Here is a 19590-nt window from a genome sequence, read left to right as displayed (position 1 = left end):
GGATGCCAGCGTGTTTGACCTGACTCTGAGTTTCGACAATGGCCCGGAGCCCGAGGTCACGCCGCGCGTGCTCGATACCTTACGCGAGCGCGACATCAAGACGACGTTCTTCGTGATCGGCGAGAAGCTTGACGATCCCACGCGTCGCAGACTTGCGGCCCGCGCCCATGAGGACGGCCACTGGATCGGCAACCACACCTTCACGCACAGCATTCCGCTCGGCCAGCAGGCCGATGCGGACGCCGCGGAGAACGAGATCGGCCGCACACAGGCAGCGATTGGTGCCCTCGCCCATCCGCAGCGCTGGTTCCGGCCGTTTGGCGGCGGTGGCAATCTCGACGGTCGCCTGCTCAAGCCGTCCGTGGTCGATTACCTCACGCGCAACAAACATAGCTGTGTGCTCTGGAATGCGATCCCGCGCGACTGGGATGATCCGGACGGCTGGGTCGAGCGCGCGCTCAATCAATGCCGTTCGCAGCCCTGGACGTTGATGGTGTTGCACGACCTGCCGACCGGCGCGATGGACCATCTCGAGGATTTCCTCGACCGCGCCGCCGCCCTTGGCGCCCGCTTCCGCCAGGAATTTCCGCCCGACTGCGTCCCGATCCGCGCGGGCGAGATCGTGCTGCCGATCGACGCCTACGTTTCCTCCATCGAAGAAAGAGTCAAATCATGAAGATCGCAAGTTTCAAGGCGGCGGGTGTCGCAAGCTACGGCATCGTCACCGACGCCGGCGTGATCGACGCCGGCAAGCGGCTGAAGGACTTTCCCACGCTGAAAGCGCTGCTTGCGAAGGGCTCGCTCGACGAATTGAAGAAGCTGCAGGGCGAACGCGCCGACTACGCGCTCAAGGATGTCGAGTTGCTGCCGACCCTGCCCGATCCCGACAAGATCCTTTGCATCGGCGTCAACTACGCCACGCATCTTGCCGAGAGCGGCCATCCGACGCCGCCGCATCCGATGATCTTCACCCGCTTCGCCAACAGCCAGGTCGGCGCCGGCCAGCCGATGATCCGGCCGCTGGAGTCCGAGCGTTTCGACTATGAAGGCGAGATGGCCGTCATCATCGGCAAGGCCGGCCGGCGGATTTCGCGCGAGGCCGCGCTTTCGCATGTGGCCGGCTACGCCTGCTACAATGACGGCAGCATCCGCGACTGGCAGCGCCACACCTCGCAATTCGCGCCGGGCAAGAACTTTGTCGGCACCGGCGCCTTCGGCCCGTGGATGGTGACGACGGACGAACTTTCCGACATCAGCAAGCAGAGCATCGCCACCCGCCTCAACGGCGTCGAGGTGCAGGCCGCACCGATCTCGGACCTCGTGTTCGACGTCCCAGCCCTGATCGCCTACTGCTCAACCTTCACCGAGCTTGCGCCCGGCGACGTCATCGTCACAGGCACCACCGGTGGCGTCGGCGCCTATCGCAACCCGCCGCTCTGGATGAAGGAAGGCGACGTCGTCGAGGTCGAGATTTCCGGCATCGGCGCGTTGCGCAATCCCGTCAAGGACGAAGCCGCGGCCGCGGCAACGCGTGCGGCGTAACGCGATCCGCTCAACAAGAACAACAAGGAGAATGTCATGAACCTCCCGATGCATCTTTTGCCGACCACAGTTGTCGGCAGCTACCCGCAGCCGGAATGGCTGGTCGATCGCGCCATGCTGTCGAAGGTCGTGCCGCGCACCCGCTTGCATGCGATGTGGCGATTGCCGGCCGAGCACCTGGAAGAAGCACAGGACGACGCGACCATCGTCGCTATCAGAGACATGGAGCGCGCCGGCATCGATATCGTCACCGATGGCGAGATCCGCCGTGAAAGCTACTCCAACCGGTTTGCGACCGCGCTCGAAGGCATCGATGACGAGAATCCCGCCATCATCACCGCGCGCACCGGCAGCACGCCGACGCCGGTGCCGCGCGTGGTCAGCCCGGTAAAGCGGACGCGCGCCGTTGAGCTGCATGACATGCAGTTCCTGCGGCAGAACACCGACCGCGCGGCCAAGATCACCCTGCCCGGCCCGTTCACCATGAGCCAGCAGGCCAAGAACGAGTTCTACAAGGACGACGAGGAGCTCGCGATGGCGTTCGCCGCGGCCGTCAACGCCGAGGCGCTCGACCTGCAGAAGGCCGGCGCCGATGTGATCCAGCTCGACGAGCCCTGGGTGCGCAACAATCCCGACCTCGCCAAGCGCTATGCCGTGAAGGCGATCAACCGCGCCCTTCAGGGCATCACGGTGCCGACCGTCGTGCATCTCTGCTTTGGCTATGCCGCCGTTGTCCCCGGCTCGACCAAGCCCGCCGGCTATTCCTTCCTTGGCGAACTCAACGACACCACCGCCGACCAGATCTCCATCGAAGCCGCGCAGCCGAAGCTCGATCTCGGCGTGCTCAAGGAGCTGTCGTCGAAGAAGATCATGTTGGGCGTGCTCGACCTCGGCAATCCCGAGATCGAGTCCGTGGAGACGGTCGCCGGACGCATCCGCAATGGCCTCAAGCAGGTGCCGGCCGAACGACTGGTGGTCGCGCCCGACTGCGGCATGAAGTACATGCCGCGCCATGTCGCATTCGGAAAGCTGAAAGCGATGTGCGACGCCGCCGCGCTGGTGCGGAAAGAGATCGGCGGTTAACTCGAATTGCATCCGCGGTGGATGCTGTGCTCCCTCTCCCGCTTGCGGGGGAGGGCTGGGGTGGGGGGTGTCTCCGCGATCGACGCTCTTTGAGTGGAGAGAGCCCTCACCCGGCGCTGCGCGCCGACCTCTCCCGCAAGCGGGAGAGGTAAGATTACGACTGCGACGCCGAGCGTGTCGCTGCGGCCTGCGGCGGGCGGTCGTTGAGCCTGACCACGACCACCAGGCGCTTGATATCGCCGTTGCGGTAGGCCTTCAGGAAATGGTCGTAGTTCTTGATCGACACGCAGCCGTTTGAATCGCCGTTCGGGCCGAGCATGTAGCTGTGGGCCAGCAGGCCGGCGCGCCCGAACGTATCGGTGCCGTCGACCGGGATCATGCGCAGCGCCGGCACGCCATGGAACAGCTTCTCGCGCGGCTTCATCTCGTAGATGCCGGGCGGCGTCGCGCCGGCGTTGCGGGTATTCACACGGGAGGGGTCATCCATCAGGCCGCCAAGCCCCGAATGCGCCTCGAGCTTGGTGCCGTCGGGCATGTAAACGGTGCGCGCCGTGATGTCGTAGACAGCAGTGGTGCTGTCATAGCCGAGTGTCGTCAGGCTCGGCCCGGTGCCGGGAAGGATTCCGCCATTCGGCTCCAGCGACGCCAGTTGCAGCCGCCCCGGCACCCAGTCGGTGATCTTCTGCCATAGCGAGCGGTCCTCCGCCTGGGCGAGGGGTGCCTGCGCAGGGGGCGGATCATTGACTTGCAGGTTGGCCTCGACCGGGCGCGACCGTGGCATCGGAATCGCGGCGACCGTGGGAGGCGGCGGGCTGGGCGAACTGGATTGCGCCGGTTCGTCAGTCTGGGTGTCGCGCAATTGCTCGGTCAGCGAACCCTGGATATGGGCGAATTCCGCGTTGAAATCAGTCCGTCCACCGCGAAGGACCGGGCGCGAGGGGTAGTAGATGAAGGCGGAATCGAGCGTCGAGCGCGTCCCGAACCGGTCATTGAAGGAAATCGCCGCACTGGTGTTCGCCAGGGCCGAACCGCGCAGCAAATCCAAGGGGTTAATCTCTGTGATCCAGGCCGCAAGGGCAGACGCCAACGCAAACGCGGCGACAGAAAATGTCGCCTTGCCCACCCATCGAGCACCACCCCGCGGGCGCTCGCCTGCAGTTGTCCCAATCTGACCCATCTAACCCCGTTCGGCGCATCGGAGCCTCTGACGGGCTCCAGAAGAGATTCACCGAATTGACTTTGGATATCACGGAACAAGACTTGGGCACAATCGAGACCAAAAAGCAGGTCACCCCCCAAAAGTGATGACGGAAAGGCCCGCGCAAGCCCCGGTCTACGGAGCCAGATACCGCAGCAGTTCCGGGTCGTCCCTGATGTCGGCGGCCGGGCCCTGCAGTGCCACGCGGCCGCGATCGAGGACATAGGCGTAGTCAGCCACCCGCAGCGCAAGTTCGAGATGCTGCTCGACGATGACGACCGCGATGTCCTTTGCCAGTTCGATCAGGCGCTCGGTGATCTCCTCGATCACACCGATCCAGACGCCCTCGGTCGGCTCGTCCAACAGCAGCAGTTTCGGATCGCCGAGCATGGCGCGGCCGATCGCCAGCATCTTGCGCTCGCCGCCCGATAGCGTGCCGGCAGGCTGGTCGAGCCGCTGCGCGAGTTTCGGGAAGATCGCCAGCACCCGGTCGATGGCAGTAGTGTCGTGATTATAGAGCGAGCCGACCGCGAGATTGTCGCGCACCGACAGCCGCGCGAACACCGAGTGCTCCTGCGGCACATAGCCGATGCCGAGCCGCACGCGCTCCTCTGTCGGACGGCGGCCGATATCCTTGCCGTCGAACCTGAGCTCGCCCCTGGACAGGCCGAGCTCGCCGACGATGGTCTTCATCAGCGTGGTCTTGCCGGCGCCGTTGCGGCCGAGCACGGCGACACCGCCGCGCCAGGGAACGCCGATATTGACGTCGAACAGGACCTGGCTGCGGCCATAGCCGGCATCGAGGTTGATGATATCGAGGAACTGGCTGTCAGGCACGGCGCAGATAGATCTCCTGTACGTCCGGGCTCGCCTGGATCTCCGCAACCGTGCCGCTCTCCAGCACCTTCCCCTGGTCGAGCACGGTGAGACGATCGCAGATGTCGCGGATGAAATCGAGGTCGTGCTCGACGATCACGAGCGAGCAATGCGACTTGATCGGCTGCAATAGTTCACCCGTGACCCGCCGCTCCTCCAGGCTCATGCCGCCGGTCGGCTCGTCGAGCAGCAGCAGCCGCGGCTTGCCGGCGAGCGCCATCGCGATCTCCAGCCATTGCTGCTGGCCGTGCGACAGCGTCGCTGCCGCGTCATGGGCGCGATCGGCGAGGCGGAATTGCGTGAGCATCGCCATGACCTGGTCGTGCAGGACGCCGCGGGTGCGCGACAGCACGAGGTCGAGCAGCGAGCATTGCGCCTGCAGCGCCAGCAGGATGTTGTCGTAAAGCGTCAGCGACGGCAGCACGCTGGTGATCTGGAATTTCAGGCTCATGCCGGCGCGAGCGCGCTCGGTCGGCGACAGCGCGGTGATGTCGCTGCCCGCAAAGCGCACGGTGCCTTCGGTCGGAATTTCGGCGCCGGCGACGCATTTCATCAGCGTGCTCTTGCCCGAGCCGTTCGGGCCGATCAGGCCGTGAAATTCGTTCTCGGAGACCGTCAGCCCCGCACCGTCAAGCGCGGTCAGCTTGCCGAACACCTTCTTGATGCCGGTCGCTTCAAGGAGCGGCATGGCTGCTCCCCTTGGCCTTGCCGCCGAAGCTGCCGACGCGCTCGCGTTCGCCGAGCACGAAGCTGATCAGGCCGAGCGGACGGAACAGGATCACCAGGAGCAGCAACACGCCGAGGATGATCGGCCAGATCTCGCGGTAATTGTCCGACAGCCAGAAGCTGACGCCCTCGATGATCACCGTGCCGATGACGGCGCCGATCAGCGTGCCCGATCCGCCGAAGAGGACATAGAGCACGACCTGCGTCGAGATCACGACGCCCAGCATGTTGGGCCAGACGAACCCCTCGTGAAAGGCATAGAGCCCGCCGGCCAACCCCGCGATGGTGCCGCCGACGGCAAAGACGATCGCCTTCAGATGCTGCGCCTTGTAGCCGAAGAAGGCGATGCGCTGCTCGTTCTCGCGGAGCCCTGCGAGCGCAAGACCGAATTGCGAGCGCACCAGGAAGCGGCACAGGAGGTAGACGACCAGCAGAATGCCGAGCGCCATGTAGTAGTAGACCGGTCCCTCCGTAACATCGTAGCTGCCGAGCGACATCGGCGGGATCGAAGGGATGCCGTTCTGGCCGCCGAGATAGTACCAGCCGCGCGCCAGGCGATCGGCCGCATAGGATCCGGTGAGCGTGCCGAGCGCGACGAAGATCACGCTCGAGGGATTGCGGCCGAGCAACAGGAAGCCGCCGAGCAGGAGCGAGAACACCAGCCCGATCAGCATCGCCGCCGGCAGCACCAGGAAGATCGAAGTAACGTTAAGGTCGCGCGCCAGCAGCGCCACGCCGTAGCCGGCCGAGCCGAAGAACAACGCCTGGCCAAAACTCATGATGCCGGCATAGCCCCAGACGAGGTCGAACGACAGCGCGAACAGCGCGAGGATGATGACGCGGGTGGCGAAGACGGTCAGATAGTCCTGCAGCACCAGCGGCAGGAAGACCGCGATCAGCAGCGCCAGGATTTCCACGATCGGCAGGACCCTGCGCGGCATCCCGGCCTGTGACGCCAGCGCAGCGGCCGCACCGCGCTCAGCCATCGGGATGTCCGGCTGTTCGTCGATCCCCGTACGAACCGCCTGCTCGGTTGCGCCCATTCTTCGCTCAGCATTCCTTGGGGTCGACCAGCCCGCTGCTGCGGGCCACGATATCGTAGACGCCGCCCTTGGCGACCGCGGTGTACATGTTCATCTTGCAGTGTCGCTTGCCCGGTACCATCTCGGCGGGACCGCCCGGCCCTTCCGCGATCTTGGCGTGATCGAGCGCCGCCGCAACGGAATCGCGATCGAGCTTGCCGGCTTCCTTTACGGCGGCTGCCCACAGCTTCAACCCGCGATAGGTGCCGGTCGCAGCGCTGCCCGCGGCGAACAGGAAGTTGCCGGGGAAGTCCTTCTCATAGGTCGCCTGGATCTTGGCGCTGACCGGATCGTCCTTGGTCAGCGCCTTGAAATAATCGAGGCAGCTCGCAAGCCCTTCGATCTCGTTGGCCTGGTTGATGTTGAGCGTGTTCTCGTCATAGTAGACGCAGGACAGCCGGCCGCCATTCTTCAGGAAGCCAGCCTCATAAAGCTGCTTGAAGAACGGGCCAACGCCCGGCGGGATCACCGTGTTGAAGACGACGTCGACCTTGTTGGAGACGATGCGGTTGACGGTGGCGCTGAAATCGACCTGGTCGAGCGGGTAATACTCCTCGAAGATCACCTCGCCGCCATTGGACTCGATCACCTTGCGCGCATAGACGTTCAGCGTGTGCGGCCAGACGTAGTTGGCGCTCGGCAGCGCAAAGCGCTTGCCGCCGTTCTTGATCAGCCAGGGGATGAACTCGTCGCATTGCTGCGCCGGCGTCGGCCCGGTGCAGAACAGATAGGGCGTGCACTCCTTGCCTTCATAGAGCTGCGGATAGATGTAGAGCGTCTTGCCGCGGGCGACGATCGGGTCCTTGATCGCGTTGCGCATCGAGCTCGTGATGCCGCCGAGCACGAGATCGACCTTGTCGCGCTGGATCAGCTTGCGGACGTTGCCGACCGCGACCGACTCGTTGGACGCGGTGTCCTCGATAAAGAGCTCGATCGGGCGGCCGAGCAGGCCGCCGGCGTCGTTGATCTCCTTGACCACCATCTTGGCTGTATTGGCGTCGGCATTGCCGGCATAGGCAATCGGTCCGGTGAGGTCGGTGGCGATACCGACCTTGATCGGACCTTCTGCGGCATTGGCCCATTCGGGACGGATCACCCAGCTTCCGACGCCAGTCGCGATCGCGCCGGAGGCAAAGGCAAAGTTCTGCAGGAACCGGCGCCGGCTTAATTTCAAATGATCGCTACGCATGAGACTAGACCCCTTTTCCCGAAAGCAGGCCTTGCGGCCGGAATTTGATGAAGACGATGGCAAGCACGAAGACGAGGATGTCGGCGATCACGGGCGCCATGACCCATGGCAGCGCTGCGCTCAGCGTGCCGATCACGGCCGCGCCCGCGACCGGGCCGATGAACGAGCCGACACCGCCGACCATGACCGCGACAAAGCCCTGGATCAGGAAGCGGATGCCGAGATCGGCGAACAGGCTGAACACCGGCACCAGCAACGCGCCCGCGAGCCCGGCAAGCGCCGCACCGAACGCAAAGGTGGTGCCATACATCGCGGCGGTGGAGATGCCGGAGGCCCGCGCAAGCGCCGGATTCTCCAGCGTGGCACGCACCCGCAGCCCGAAGGTAGTGCGCGACAGCAGGAGATAGCAGCCGATCATCACCAGGATCGTGACCACGATGATCGTGAAGCGCCATGCCGAGATGTGGACGGTGCCGAGATCGATCGAGCCGCCGATCGGCTCCGGCACCGACAGATAGAGCCCGCCGATCAGCCCGCGCACGCATTCGCGGATGATCAGGCCGAGCGCATAGGTGCCGAGCATCGCGACGATCGGCGCCGCGTAGAAGCGCCGGATGATCAGGGCCTCGAGCACGAAGCCGAGCGCGCCGACCAGGAACGGCGCCGCCGCCATGCCGACCCAGACCGGGATGCCATGGCTATAGGCGAGATAGGTGATGTAGGCTCCCAGCAGGACGAACTCGCCCTGCGCAAAGTTGAAGATGCCCATCATGCTGGCGATGATCCCGAGCCCCAGCACGACCAGGACGATGATCGCGCCGAAGCTCAGGATTTCGAAAGCGGCGACGAATGCACTACCCATGCATCGCGATCCGGCCGAAGTGCAACGATAGCTCCCTCACATCTTCTTCCAGTCGCCGGACTTCTCGAACGCGTGCGCGGCGCGGTAGATGGTGGATTCCTCGAAGTGGCGGCCGACCAGCATCAAGCCGACGGGGAGGCCATCGACCATACCGCAGGGCAGCGACATCGCCGGATGATGGCTGATGTCAAACGGCGCCGTGTTCGAGATCATCTCCAGCGCACGCGCGACATATTCCTCGCGGCTCGCATTGGCCGGCGGCAGTTGCGTCGCCTTCATCGGCGTCGTCGGCAGCAGCAGCAGATCGTAGTCCTTGAATACCGCGTCATAGGCCGCCGTCAGCCGGCGCGAGATGTTGACCGCCTTGCCGTAATAGCGCGGGCCGAAGGTGTTGTTGATGTAGGTGCCGAACAGGAGCAACAGCTTGGTGGTTTCCGAAAGCGAATCCGCCTGCCGCCGCCAGCCACGGTGGAAATCCATCAGCGAGGTCGAGTAGAGGTCGGAACGGCTCAGGCCATAGCCGTCGCCGTACATCATGGTCTGCGTCATGCCCTCGGTGCCGATCGGCATCCAGATCGCAGGACCGAGCAGATGCATCGGAATGGAGACGTCGCCGACGGACGCGCCGAGGTCCTTGAAGCGCTTGGCCGCCTCGCGGACGCTTTCGTTCACTGCGGGCTCCGCTCCGGCCTGCTCGAAACCTTCCTTGAGCACGCCGATCTTCAATCCCTTCACGCCCTGGCCGAGCGCCTTGGTGTATTCATCGACCTTCGGCGCCTTGATGCGGGGATCGTAGCCGTCGTCGCCGGCGAGCACCTCGAGCAGCAGCGCATTGTCTTCCACCGTCGCGGTCATCGGTCCAGTGTGATCAACGAAGATCTCGATCGGCATCACACCCGTGTAGGGCACGAGTCCCCAGGTCGGCTTCATGCCATAGGTGCCGCAGAACGAGGACGGCATGCGGATCGAGCCGCCCTGGTCGCCGCCGATCGCCATGTCGACTTCTCCGAGCGCCACCACGACGCCGCTGCCCGACGACGATCCGCCGGCCGAATAACCCATTTTGTAGGGGTTATGCGTCGGCCCGGTCGCATTGGTGTGACTGCCGCCGGAGATGCAGAAGGATTCGCAATGCGTCTTGCCGACGATCTCGGCGCCGGCATCCAGCATGCGCGTCACGATGGTCGCATCGAAATCGGGGACATAGCCCTCGAGCGTCGCCGAGCCATTCATCATGGGCACGCCAGCCAGCATGATGTTGTCCTTCAGCGCCACTTTCTTGCCCTTGAGCTTGCCGCTTGCTGCGCCCTTCACCGTCGCCTTGCGGTACCAGGCGTTGCGCGGGTTCTCTTCCGGGCCCGGCCGATAGCCGGGCGTGCGCGGATATTTCACGGGCGGGACCTCGTCGGGCATCGCGGCGACGAGGTTGTAGGCGTCGACCGAGCTCTGCATCAGCCCGCGGAACGAAGCGACGTCTTCGTCGGAAAGCGCGAGGCCGCATTGCGCGGCGACCGCGCGAAGTTGCGTTGGGGTCGGAAGCACGACGGACAAGACACTCTCCCTGGAAGCTTGATGATGCGCGGCCGCGGAATGCACGCGAGGATGCGGTCCCACCCGAAGCCGCGGATGTATTACAGACGGAAATATTTTCCTTTTCAAGAATTATTTTACAAGACGGCGGGCCGGCGCAATTCCTGCCGTGCGTCAGATCGTCTTGATCAGCCTGAAATCGAGGCCGTCGGCTTCAGCGAGATACATCGGCATCTCGGCACGGCCGCTCCGAATGGTCACCGGCCCGCGCGCACCGGTATAGACGATGTTGCGTCCCGCGGTGAGCAGTGGCTTGAACGCCAGCGAGCCTGCCCGCTCGGCTGCGGCTTGGAGGAAGCGCAGGCCCTCATAGTTGGATTGGGCAACCGAACCGATTGGCGGCGCGGTGGCGCCGAAGGTGGTGTGGTACTGGTTGAGGAAGTCATCGTTGGCGCGCGAGCCGATGCCGATGAAATAGCCGGAAGCGCAGAACAGGTTCTCGGTGTTGTCGGCGCCGATGCCGAGCAGCACCGTCTCATCCATCGCGCCGGCCAGCCTGAGCGTGGTTGCCGCGAGACCGCTCTCGGCAAAGGCGCGGTTGAAGGTGATGCTGTCGGTGCCGATCAGCGAGATCAGCACGACATCGGGGCGGGCGGCACGGATGCGGGCGAGATGGGCGGCGTGATTGTCCTCGCCGACCGGGACGAACTCCTCGCCGACCACCTGGCCGCCGGCCTCACCAATGTATTTCTTCACAGCGCGATGCGATTGCCACGGCCAGACATAGTCGCTGCCAATCAGATACCAGCGCGAGGCCTTCTTGACATCGGCGAGCCAATGGATCGCGGGTCGGCTCTGCCAGCGCGGCGTCTCGCCGATCGCCATCACGCCCGGCGTCCGCTCGCCGCCCTCATAGACCGGCGTGTAAATATAGGGTACGCGGCCGCCGGTGACCTTGCGCAGCGCGACGCGGACCGCGCTGATATGTGAGCCCATGATCACGTCGACCTCATCGAAGGCGACCGCCTCGGCGGCGCGGCGCACGACATCCTCGATCGGACCGCCGGCATCCAGCATGGTCAATTCGATCTCACGGCCCAAGATGCCGCCACGACGATTGATCTCGGAGACCGCGAGCAACACCGCGTTGGTGGTGGCCGGTCCCCAGATTCCCGGTGAACCGGAGAAGGTGAGGAAGTTCGCTACCCTCAACTTGTTGTGGGCGCCACCTCGCTTGCTGAAGCCGACATCAGCAGGGTGCCAGGACGGATCGGTCGTCGGCGCCGACAGGCCTCTGAATACGAAGGGCGGCATGGGAGCGCCGCCGCTGTTGACGCAGACTGTTGAGAGCACGCCCACTCCTGTCCGACACTTCGCCCCTTGTCGCGCAGCGCATCGATGCGTCCGCCGCCGGCTGTCCCACCCGTTCGACAAATATCCTAGGCGAAAATATTGAAACTTCAACAATTGCCATGCATATAGAACGGGCAATCGGCGCAAGTCATTCGCTCATCAGGGTCAAAACAAAGTCTTCAATCGTGGCCAAACCGCCAAGCCAAGATACCCCGCTCACGGAACATCTCGCCTACCTGCTCGCGCAAGCCAACCGGGAAATCAACCGGCAGCTTGAATCGCGTCTGGCCAAGGAGGGTGTGCCGGTCGAGCAGTGGCGAATCCTGAAGGTCCTGTTCGATGGCAACGGGCGTTCGATGGGCGAACTCGCCGAAGCCGTGCTGCTCAACCACCCGACGCTGACGAAGATCATCGACCGCATGGTGTCGGATGCGCTCGTCTACCGCGTTCAGGATCCGAAGGACCGCCGCAAGGTGCTGATGTTCTGCTCCGACCGCGGAAAAATTCTGTGCCAGCGATTGAACTCGCTGGCGATGAGCCAGGAAGCGCATATCGTCGAGAACTACGGCAACAAGTCCACCAACGAATTGAAGCGGCTGCTCGAAAACCTGATCGACAGCGCGAATTGATGCGCGACTTGTAGGGTGGGCAAAGCGAAGCGTGCCCACCATCAAGCGCTCCGCTGGTAACGGTGGGCACGCTTCTGTCATTGCTTGTTGAACTACCGAGCAAGAAGTCGCTTTGCCCACCTTACAACTTTGCCCACCCTCATATGGGGCTTTGTGAGTCAAGGCTCTTGAACCGGTGCGGGTTGGGTTTTTGCAGTGAGAGGGCGGCGCGCGGAGCCATGCGTAGCGCAGCGCGACGACCGGGCCCCGGGCGAGGATTGGCTTCCGAAGATTTCTGCAGCTCACTGCATCACCTCATATCCGGTCGGATCGGCTGATCCGTACCCACATTCCGCATGCTTGCGGCGAGGAAGCCAAGAGGATGAGACCCATCTACAAAGCGGCCTGGTTGGGCCCCTGGGTGGCACGGTCATCATCCATCCTGTACGGGGCGCGCGGCGCGGAGCCGCCTCGCCCTGGTGGCGTGGTCCGGTGCTAGGCCTTCATCACGGCCTGCTCCGGAACAAGGCCGGTGGTGAGATAGCGCCACAGCGCCACGATCAGCTTGCGCGCCAGCGCGACGATGGCGATGCGCTTGGCGCGCTTGCCGGCGTTTTCGGTGCGGGTGCGGAACCAGCGGCTGAGCGCGCTGTCCGGCTGATGGCGCAGCCAGAGCCAGGCCAGTTCGATCGTCTTGTGGCGGGCGCGCCGGTTGCCGGCCTTGCTGATCCCCTGCTCGCGATCGATGCTGCCGCTTTGCCAGGGACTGGGCGCCAATCCGCAATAGCTGGCGACCTCGCGCCGGTTGCGGAAGTCCTTGTAGAACACCTCGTTCACCAGCGTCGCGGCAAACGCCGGGCCGAGCGCCTTGAGCTGCTGCAACTGATCCCGTCGCTTCGCCATCGGCGCCGGCGCCGCGGCGGCTTCCGCCGCGACTTCTGCCGCGACTTCTGTAGCGACTTGGGCCTGCTCCAGCGCCTTGAGCTGGTCGCGCACCAGCATCAGCCGGGCATGCTCGCGCTTCACTTCGGCCAGAAGCTGCGGCGGCAGCGGCTGCCCTTGCCAGTCCCGCTGCTGCTCCAGCCAGGCGAGCCAGGTCCGTCGTCGCAAGGTGCCGGCCGCCATGCCCAACAGGCGCAGCAGCGCCTTGATCCGGTTGGTGTGCCCCGTCTGCTCCTTCACCAGTCGTTCGCGTTCGCGGCTGGCGCGCCGGGCGTCCTCCTCGGCCACGCTCGGCACCCGGACGATCCGCACCACCCGCGGCTCGCCTCGCAAATGAGCCATCAAGGTGCGCAGCAGAAGCTCGCCATCGATCCGGTCTGTCTTCGCCCGCCGCGCCCGTTGCTCCACCGCGATGCTCGCCGGGTCGAAGATGAAGTTGGTGATCCCAGCCGCCGCGAGCAGCCGGTGCAGCCAGAAGCCGTCATAGCCAGCCTCGTAGCAGCTCACCACCCGCGGCGCCGCTCCAAGCTTCGCAGTCGCCCGGGCCTTGACCTGCTCGATCAGCGCCAGCAGCCCGGCGTGATCGCCGCCTTCCAGCTTGTGGCGCGATATCCGGTCCCGATCCGGACTGTGCAGCGTCACCAGCCACGTCTTCTGACTCAGTTCGATCGCAACGAAAATCGTGCCACAATGCCCGGCGGTGGGCGTGTTCTTGGTCAATGCTTGCATCAGACTCTCCGATGGTTCGAGTGTGGAAACCCAAACCTACCGGAAAGGGCGCGCTCACCGCCCCATGGAATCTACGAAACCACAAACTCACGGCGGGAGATGCGGCGTCGTATTCGGCGCGGGCGCCTGCTCCAGCTCGCTCTCCTCGGGCAACTTCTCGCCGTGCACGGCGAGGGGCCTGCCGATCCAGAGCGGATCAACCAGATGATCGCGGCGCGGATTGGTCGTGTTCGGATGCACGAGGATGCTGAGGCTGCCATGGTTGAGCATCAGCCACGGCACCAACGCGGCAAACACTTCCCTTGCGAAAGCCACCTGATACATGGCCTGATCGTGCGGCCCGACCTTCACGTCATGCCATCGGCCAAGCGTGACCGAAAAGCGCTCGCCGATCCACGTCCTCAACCGCTCGGCCTCCGGCCGCGTCGTCGCCGGATCGTAGTAGACATGGGCGTGATAGCTCGCGATCTCACCGGCCGATCGCGGCGTGGCACCTTGCAAATCGCTCATCAGTCTCTGCCTTTCAAAGACCCGATCCTCACCTCCGCTTGATTTGGGCAAGGTCGCTCATATGCGCAAGGTCAACCACGCATCCGTGGCTGACGACGGCGGCGGGCGGCGCGTGGAAGCGAAGCACGTTCGTGACATCGGGATGATCAAGCACGACAAGGTTGGCGGGGTATCCCACCTCGATCCCGTATTTGGGCAGATTGATCGCCGCGGCTGGTCGCGACGTGATCATGTCGTAGAGCGTATTGATGTCGTGCTCCTTCGTCATCCACAAGAGATGCGCGGCGAGAAACGCTACCTCGGGCATGTTGTTGCGGCCGAACGGATAGTAGGCATCGGAAATATCGTCCTGCCCGAGGCAGACGTTGACGCCCTGTTGCAGGAGCTCCTTGACCCGCGCGTGCAGCGGACCGGTGTGAGGGTCGCTGACGATGCTGACTTGTGCCTGGCGCAGCAACCCGGTCAATTCGCCGAAATAGGATTCGGGATAGAGCGACATCGCCCGGCAATGATGCGCCAGCGCGCGTCCCTGATAGCTGCGCGCAATCGCCTGGCGTGCCATCGCTTCCAGCGTCTTCATGTTGGGATCGCCGACATCGTCCAGCAGCATCGAGATATCGGCGTTGAACTCGGTGGCGAGATCGAAACAGAAATCGATATGAGCCTGCATGTCCTCCGCGCTGGATTCGATCCAGGGAATGCCGCCGACGACGTCGGCGCCCATCGCCATCGCCTCCCGCATCAATCGGTCCGCACCCGGCTCGCGCGCAAGTCCGTCCTGCGCGAACGCCACGACCTGCAGATCGACGATGCCGCGAAATTCCTCGCGGACCGCCAGCAGCGCCTTGACGCCCTCGAGCCGCGCCTTGGTGTCGACATCGGCGAAAGCACGGATATGCAGATTGCCATGCAACGCCGCCAATGCGACCGCACGCCTGGCGTTCGGAATGATCCAGGACGCGTCGTATTTCTCCTTCACCGCAGCGGCGAGATCAATCGCTTTCGCCGCCTCGCTCATGCCGCCGCCGTGATAGGCTTCGAGCGCCGCTTCCGACATCATCGGTAACGTCCACACCTTGCAGAGGTGCAGATGAGCGTTGACGTAGGGCGGCGTGACCAGGTTTCCGCCGGCATCCAGCGTCTGGCGTGCATGGCTGCCAAGCCGAGGCGCGATCTCGGCAATGACGCCATCCGAAATCGCGATGTCGGTAAGCGCGTCGGCCTGGCCCAGCACACGGGCATTTCGGATCAAAAGGTCAGTCATATCGGGAATTCCAGTCGGCAGGAGAATTGAGAAGCCGGGCCTCGTTTCGCGGGCCGCAATGCACATCTGATGCAAGAAGGATACCGCTCTCTGAAGGCATGGCCGCTCGCGCCTGCCCACCCGGGCAGTTTCCAACGGCACGGGAGCGTGCCCAGATCGGGGACAATCCAACGGAGTGTTGCCATGTCCGATCCCTCAGTGCTTGCCACTTTCTCCGGCGCGATGGCCGACATCGTCGCCCGCGCCGCGCCTGCCGTTGTCTCCGTGCACTCGCACCGCTCGCGGACCACGGGCTTTGTCTGGAAAGCGGGCCTGGTCGTCACCGCCGACGAAGCGCTGGCCGAAGAAGGCGAGGTCACGATCAGGTTTGCCGACGGAACGGAGCGGTCCGCGACCATCGCCGGACGCGATCACACCACCGATATCGCGCTGTTGCGGGTCGAGACCGCCAGCATCGCGCCGATCAAGCTTTCATCCGAGGTGCCCGCGCTGGGATCGCTGGCGTTGGTCGTCGCAGCCGAGCGTGGCGTGCCTGCAGCGGCGCTCGGCCTGATATCGCTGGTCGGCGGCGCCTGGCGGAGCCTGCGCGGCGGCGACATCGATGCGCGCATCGAGCTCGACGTGCGGCTGAGGCCCAGTCACGAGGGTGGGCTTGCGCTCAATGCCTCCGGCGACGCCCTCGGCATGGCCGTGCTCGGCGCGCGACGCGTCCTTGTCATCCCGGCGGCAACCATCGAGCGCGTGGCGAGCCGCTTAGAGACCCATGGCCGGATCGCGCGCGGCTATCTTGGGCTTGGCCTGCAGCCGGTCAAGCTCGACGACGGCATCGGCGCTATGGTGATGAGCGTCGACAAGGCTGGTCCCTCGGCGGCCGCCGGCATCCGGCAAGGCGACGTAATCGTCGGCTGGAACGACGAGAAGATTTCCGGCGTGCGAGCGCTGCTCAGAGCGCTCGGGCCCGAGAGCGTCGGCGCTACCGTCGACGTCGCGGTGCGGCGTGGCGGCGAGCCGGTGCGGTTCAAGCTGACGGTCGGCGAAAGGCCGGAGACGTGAGCGAACAGACCTCGCCTCCCCTCGTCATTGCCATCGACGTCGGCGATCCCGCGCTTGCGGACCGGCTTGCCTCGCTGCTCGGCGGCGTGGCGGGCGTCCGCCTTGCCGCGCCGGGCGAAGCGGCAAATATCGCGCTGGTCTCGCGGGATCCGCCGGCAGGCGAACGGTCGGAGATCGAGTTGACACCGCGCGAGCGCGACGTGCTGGCGCTGATGGCCGAGGGCGCCTCGAACAAGGCGATTGCGCGGCAGCTCGGGATATCCGTCCACACCGCCAAATTCCACGTCAGCTCGCTGCTCGACAAGCTCGATGCCACCGGCCGCACCGATGCGGTCGCGCATGCGGCACGGCGCGGCGTGATCCATCTGTAGGATAAAGCGCGGGATCCGGTTGGTTGGGCGGCCTGTGCATGTTGGGGTCAGAACGTAGCCCGCACCCCTGCATAAAAGGCCCGCGGCCGGGCCGGGCTGACCGAGCGCGGATCGGTAAACGCCACACCGCCAGCGGGGAAATTGGGCACGTCGTCGGTCTGGAAGAAGGTGCCGTAGGTCGCGTAGCGGCTGTCGAGAAGGTTATCGATGCGACCATAGATCTGGACGTTCTTGGTGAGCTGGTAGGAGGCGTGGGCATTGAACACGGCGTACGACGCCAGCTTCGGCGCCTGGTTGGATTCGTCGCCGACAAAATACTGGCCACTGACGTAGATCGCGTCGGCGCCGACCTTGAACTGATCGGTGAGCGCATAGTCGAAGCCGGCCTTGATGCGATGGCGGGGCACCGCAGGAACCTGGTTGCCGGGCAGGATCTGCACATTGCCGTTCTCATCGGCGAAGGGGCTGTTGGAGCCGACCTGCAGCGCATCCAGGAACCGCGCATCGACAAAAGCGTAGCTCGCGTACATCTGCAGCGCGGATGATTTCACCTGGATCTCGGCCTCGACACCCTGTCGCCGCGTCGCGCCGACATTCTGGAAATAGCCGAAGCCCTGCAGCACCGGGCTTGGGATCGCGAGAATGTCGTCGTTGTTGGTGGCGCGGAAGCCGCCGACCTTCCAGGACAGCGTGCCGATATTCAATTCCTTGGTGCCGCGCAGGCCGGCCTCGACGGTACGCGACACCACCTGCTGCAGCGGCGGATCGGAGACCAGGAAGGCGGCGACGATGCAGGGGCGCGCGGGATCGGCGCAGCCCAGCTCCAGCGGCGTCGGCGCGCGGTTGGCTTCGGAATAGCCGGCATAGGCGGTCAGCTCCGGCGTGATCTTGTAGGTGCCGCCGATGATCGGATTGAAGCGGTCATAGGTGCTGTAGCCGTTCAGCTCGGTGCCGATCTGGTCCTGAAGCCTGATGCGCGCGTCGTTGTAGCGGCCGCCCGCCGTGATCGAGAACGCATTCGTCACATCGAAGGTGTCGAGCGCGTAGATGCCGGTATATTGGTTGGTGGTGCGCAGCGAGACCGGGCCGATCGAGACGGGTTCGCCGGACTGGCCGAGGAAGATGCCACTGCCGCTGACCACGTAGTTGGGGCCGATGGTGCCGAGCTCCGCGCTCGCGGTGAAGTACGTGACGCTGGTGTCAAAGCTGCCGCCGATCGTGAATTTATTGTTGTGGCCGAAGAGCTGATCCTCGTTCGTCGCTGCCAGTTGCATACCCCCCGTGGTCGACTTCGTCGTGGTGCGGTCGTTCTCGCCAAGCACCGCACCCGCCGGAAACGGATTGGCGAGCTGAACGCCATTCAATCCGTTTGCGGGAACATCATCACTGTTGAAGCAAAGTAACCCGGCATCTGCCTCGCAGGGCTCGGTCTCTGTTGGATTGCCATCCTGCGTCTTCTGCTTGAAGAACCGCAGATGCGCCGCGCCCTCGATGGTCCAGGTCGGGGTCGCCTCCACCTTGCCGGTCAGGTTGAAGTAGCCGACCTTGTTGGCAGAGGTTTGCGGCGTCGTGTAGGTCGCGCCCCAATATCGCTGCAGCAGTTCGACCGGCACCGTCGCCGCCGCGCCGAACTTATTGTCGGCGAGACCGATATTGAGATGGAATTCGCTGACGTCGTTCTTGTGGGCGACATCGCCGTAGAAGCGGCGGATGTCGGACGGAGAGAAGTTACGAAAACCGTTGTCGTGCAGGCCTTCCAAGGCGCCATAGACGGCGAAATTGTCGATCTGCTTACCCCATTGCGCCGAACCCTGGATGCGGCCGAACGAGCCGCCCATGGTGTTGATCTCGGCGCCCTGATAGGAAAAACCGTCCTTCATCTGTACGACGACGGCGCCGCCAAGCGCGTTGAGACCGAAGGCCGGATTGTTGGTCACAACGTCTATGGACCTGACCGCGCTGGTCGGAATCAGGTCCCAGTTGACCGTGTCACCGAAGGCTTCGTTGACCCGTACCCCGTTCTGGTAGACCGCAAGGCCCTGCGGCGTGCCTGCCACGGGAGACGCCACGAAGCCGCGGAACTGGATGTCCGGCTGGAAGGGATTGCCGGCAACCTCGTTGATGGTGATGCCCGGCACGCGCTGTTCGAGTGCATTCGTGATATTGAGCGAATCGGTTCGCGCGATTTCCCGGCTGTCGACGACATTGATGGCCGCCGGCACCTTGTCCGCTTCGACCATAGCAGCCGAATCCGAGGTCGGCGTCGGCGCGGTCGGGACATACACCACTCTTGGCGACCTTTGCCGCGCGCGAACGGGAGCCGTCGTAGGACGGCCGCGCCTGGCGCGGTCTCCGGGCGTCACCTCCACCGGCGGCAATGTCTCAACCTGCTGCCCCCCACTCTGGGCGAAGCCAGTCTCGTTCCCAATGACAACGACAACACCTGTCGCAATCGATGCGACAAGCAGCACCCGCACGCCCATTTGTCCCACCCGTTCCACCCACCGTCCGGCTGTCGTCGCCGGTTCAAGCGATACTAGAGTGCAGGGCGAGCCATGCGCTACCTGCAAGTGTTCCCGAAAGCGTCGGGAAAAATTCCCGATCGTCGCGGCCAGGACCATCGGCCATCAACAATATCTGCTATATGCCGATGCCTTTGAATTCCTTTCTGG

The 19590-nt window shown here is 64.4% G+C and carries 18 protein-coding genes; 6 read left to right on the top strand and 12 right to left on the bottom strand.

All coding sequences use genetic code 11. From position 1 onward, the window contains the following. Positions 1-10: 10 nt before the first annotated feature. From ACVJGD_RS36255 to ACVJGD_RS36245, 3 genes are read left to right on the top strand one after another with little or no spacing between them, the layout of a single operon-like run. Positions 11-676: a polysaccharide deacetylase family protein gene (locus ACVJGD_RS36255; RefSeq protein ID WP_456638692.1), complete on the top strand. Its 666-nt coding sequence runs from the start codon at positions 11-13 to the stop codon at positions 674-676. Beyond that, the gene (locus ACVJGD_RS36250) at positions 673-1542 is read left to right on the top strand and encodes a fumarylacetoacetate hydrolase family protein (RefSeq protein ID WP_456638691.1); all 870 of its coding nucleotides are present in this window, start codon (positions 673-675) and stop codon (positions 1540-1542) included. Before ACVJGD_RS36255 ends, ACVJGD_RS36250 begins: the two co-directional genes overlap by 4 nt. A 36-nt stretch (positions 1543-1578) precedes the next feature. Next, on the top strand, positions 1579-2625 hold the full coding sequence (locus tag ACVJGD_RS36245) for a uroporphyrinogen decarboxylase family protein (protein WP_456638690.1): 1047 nt from the start codon (positions 1579-1581) through the stop codon (positions 2623-2625). Positions 2626-2779: 154 nt separating this feature from the next. Here the strand turns inward: ACVJGD_RS36245 and ACVJGD_RS36240 are convergent, their stop codons facing one another. From ACVJGD_RS36240 to ACVJGD_RS36205, 8 genes are all read right to left on the bottom strand, one after another. Continuing rightward, positions 2780-3748, bottom strand: coding sequence for a DUF2778 domain-containing protein (locus tag ACVJGD_RS36240; RefSeq protein WP_456638689.1), 969 nt, complete (start codon positions 3746-3748; stop codon positions 2780-2782). A gap of 210 nt (positions 3749-3958) precedes the next feature. Beyond that, entirely contained in the window at positions 3959-4660 is a 702-nt protein-coding gene (locus tag ACVJGD_RS36235; RefSeq protein ID WP_456638688.1) for an ABC transporter ATP-binding protein, read from the bottom strand. Continuing rightward, positions 4653-5387: an ABC transporter ATP-binding protein gene (locus tag ACVJGD_RS36230; RefSeq protein ID WP_456638687.1), complete on the bottom strand. Its 735-nt coding sequence runs from the start codon at positions 5385-5387 to the stop codon at positions 4653-4655. Before ACVJGD_RS36230 ends, ACVJGD_RS36235 begins: the two co-directional genes overlap by 8 nt. Further along, positions 5374-6468, bottom strand: a complete 1095-nt coding sequence (locus ACVJGD_RS36225; RefSeq protein WP_456638686.1) for a branched-chain amino acid ABC transporter permease — start codon at positions 6466-6468, stop codon at positions 5374-5376. The genes ACVJGD_RS36230 and ACVJGD_RS36225 overlap by 14 nt, the downstream gene beginning before the upstream one ends. Before the next feature lie 7 nt (positions 6469-6475). Continuing rightward, the gene (locus ACVJGD_RS36220) at positions 6476-7696 is read right to left on the bottom strand and encodes a substrate-binding protein (RefSeq protein WP_456638685.1); all 1221 of its coding nucleotides are present in this window, start codon (positions 7694-7696) and stop codon (positions 6476-6478) included. Positions 7697-7700: 4 nt separating this feature from the next. Beyond that, positions 7701-8558 (bottom strand): branched-chain amino acid ABC transporter permease, encoded by an 858-nt coding sequence (locus tag ACVJGD_RS36215; RefSeq protein WP_454631314.1) that lies wholly within the window; start codon positions 8556-8558, stop codon positions 7701-7703. Positions 8559-8594: 36 nt separating this feature from the next. Further along, positions 8595-10109: an amidase gene (locus ACVJGD_RS36210; protein ID WP_456638684.1), complete on the bottom strand. Its 1515-nt coding sequence runs from the start codon at positions 10107-10109 to the stop codon at positions 8595-8597. A 153-nt stretch (positions 10110-10262) separates the two neighbouring features. Beyond that, complete coding sequence (locus ACVJGD_RS36205; protein WP_456638683.1) at positions 10263-11441, bottom strand: substrate-binding domain-containing protein; 1179 nt, start codon at positions 11439-11441, stop codon at positions 10263-10265. A gap of 185 nt (positions 11442-11626) precedes the next feature. Between ACVJGD_RS36205 and ACVJGD_RS36200 the strand changes: the two genes are divergently transcribed. Next, complete coding sequence (locus ACVJGD_RS36200) at positions 11627-12070, top strand: MarR family winged helix-turn-helix transcriptional regulator (protein ID WP_225703212.1); 444 nt, start codon at positions 11627-11629, stop codon at positions 12068-12070. 474 nt (positions 12071-12544) lie between these two features. Here the strand turns inward: ACVJGD_RS36200 and ACVJGD_RS36195 are convergent, their stop codons facing one another. From ACVJGD_RS36195 to ACVJGD_RS36185, 3 genes are all read right to left on the bottom strand, one after another. Further along, positions 12545-13720, bottom strand: coding sequence for an IS110 family RNA-guided transposase (locus tag ACVJGD_RS36195; RefSeq protein WP_456632918.1), 1176 nt, complete (start codon positions 13718-13720; stop codon positions 12545-12547). An 87-nt stretch (positions 13721-13807) separates the two neighbouring features. Next, on the bottom strand, positions 13808-14230 hold the full coding sequence (locus tag ACVJGD_RS36190; RefSeq protein WP_456638682.1) for a DOPA 4,5-dioxygenase family protein: 423 nt from the start codon (positions 14228-14230) through the stop codon (positions 13808-13810). A gap of 28 nt (positions 14231-14258) precedes the next feature. Then, positions 14259-15494, bottom strand: coding sequence for an amidohydrolase family protein (locus ACVJGD_RS36185; protein WP_456638681.1), 1236 nt, complete (start codon positions 15492-15494; stop codon positions 14259-14261). 183 nt (positions 15495-15677) lie between these two features. On the opposite strand from ACVJGD_RS36185, the gene ACVJGD_RS36180 reads away from it, so the two are divergent. Beyond that, the gene (locus ACVJGD_RS36180; RefSeq protein ID WP_456638680.1) at positions 15678-16547 is read left to right on the top strand and encodes a S1C family serine protease; all 870 of its coding nucleotides are present in this window, start codon (positions 15678-15680) and stop codon (positions 16545-16547) included. Continuing rightward, positions 16544-16918 (top strand): response regulator transcription factor, encoded by a 375-nt coding sequence (locus tag ACVJGD_RS36175; RefSeq protein ID WP_456638679.1) that lies wholly within the window; start codon positions 16544-16546, stop codon positions 16916-16918. Before ACVJGD_RS36180 ends, ACVJGD_RS36175 begins: the two co-directional genes overlap by 4 nt. A gap of 47 nt (positions 16919-16965) precedes the next feature. Here the strand turns inward: ACVJGD_RS36175 and ACVJGD_RS36170 are convergent, their stop codons facing one another. Then, positions 16966-19401 carry a TonB-dependent receptor domain-containing protein gene (locus tag ACVJGD_RS36170; RefSeq protein ID WP_456640485.1) on the bottom strand — a complete coding sequence of 812 codons (2436 nt, stop codon included), beginning with the start codon at positions 19399-19401 and terminating at the stop codon, positions 16966-16968. Positions 19402-19590: the final 189 nt, after the last annotated feature.

The sequence above is a fragment of the Bradyrhizobium sp. USDA 10063 genome (genome assembly GCF_054063735.1).
The sequence above is the reverse complement of the archived record's forward strand: the minus strand, read 5'-3'. Positions and strand labels throughout refer to the sequence as shown.

Bases quoted from the DNA above. Each gene is read 5' to 3' on its own strand.
- ACVJGD_RS36180 (WP_456638680.1), top strand. From the start codon at position 15,678: ATGTCCGATCCCTCAGTGCTTGCCACTTTCTCCGGCGCGATGGCCGAC.
- ACVJGD_RS36225 (WP_456638686.1), bottom strand. From the start codon at position 6,468: ATGGGCGCAACCGAGCAGGCGGTTCGTACGGGGATCGACGAACAGCCG.
- ACVJGD_RS36220 (WP_456638685.1), bottom strand. From the start codon at position 7,696: ATGCGTAGCGATCATTTGAAATTAAGCCGGCGCCGGTTCCTGCAGAAC.
- ACVJGD_RS36185 (WP_456638681.1), bottom strand. From the start codon at position 15,494: ATGACTGACCTTTTGATCCGAAATGCCCGTGTGCTGGGCCAGGCCGAC.
- ACVJGD_RS36190 (WP_456638682.1), bottom strand. From the start codon at position 14,230: ATGAGCGATTTGCAAGGTGCCACGCCGCGATCGGCCGGTGAGATCGCG.
- ACVJGD_RS36195 (WP_456632918.1), bottom strand. From the start codon at position 13,720: ATGCAAGCATTGACCAAGAACACGCCCACCGCCGGGCATTGTGGCACG.
- ACVJGD_RS36245 (WP_456638690.1), top strand. From the start codon at position 1,579: ATGAACCTCCCGATGCATCTTTTGCCGACCACAGTTGTCGGCAGCTAC.
- ACVJGD_RS36250 (WP_456638691.1), top strand. From the start codon at position 673: ATGAAGATCGCAAGTTTCAAGGCGGCGGGTGTCGCAAGCTACGGCATC.
- ACVJGD_RS36230 (WP_456638687.1), bottom strand. From the start codon at position 5,387: ATGCCGCTCCTTGAAGCGACCGGCATCAAGAAGGTGTTCGGCAAGCTG.
- ACVJGD_RS36170 (WP_456640485.1), bottom strand. From the start codon at position 19,401: ATGGGCGTGCGGGTGCTGCTTGTCGCATCGATTGCGACAGGTGTTGTC.
- ACVJGD_RS36215 (WP_454631314.1), bottom strand. From the start codon at position 8,558: ATGGGTAGTGCATTCGTCGCCGCTTTCGAAATCCTGAGCTTCGGCGCG.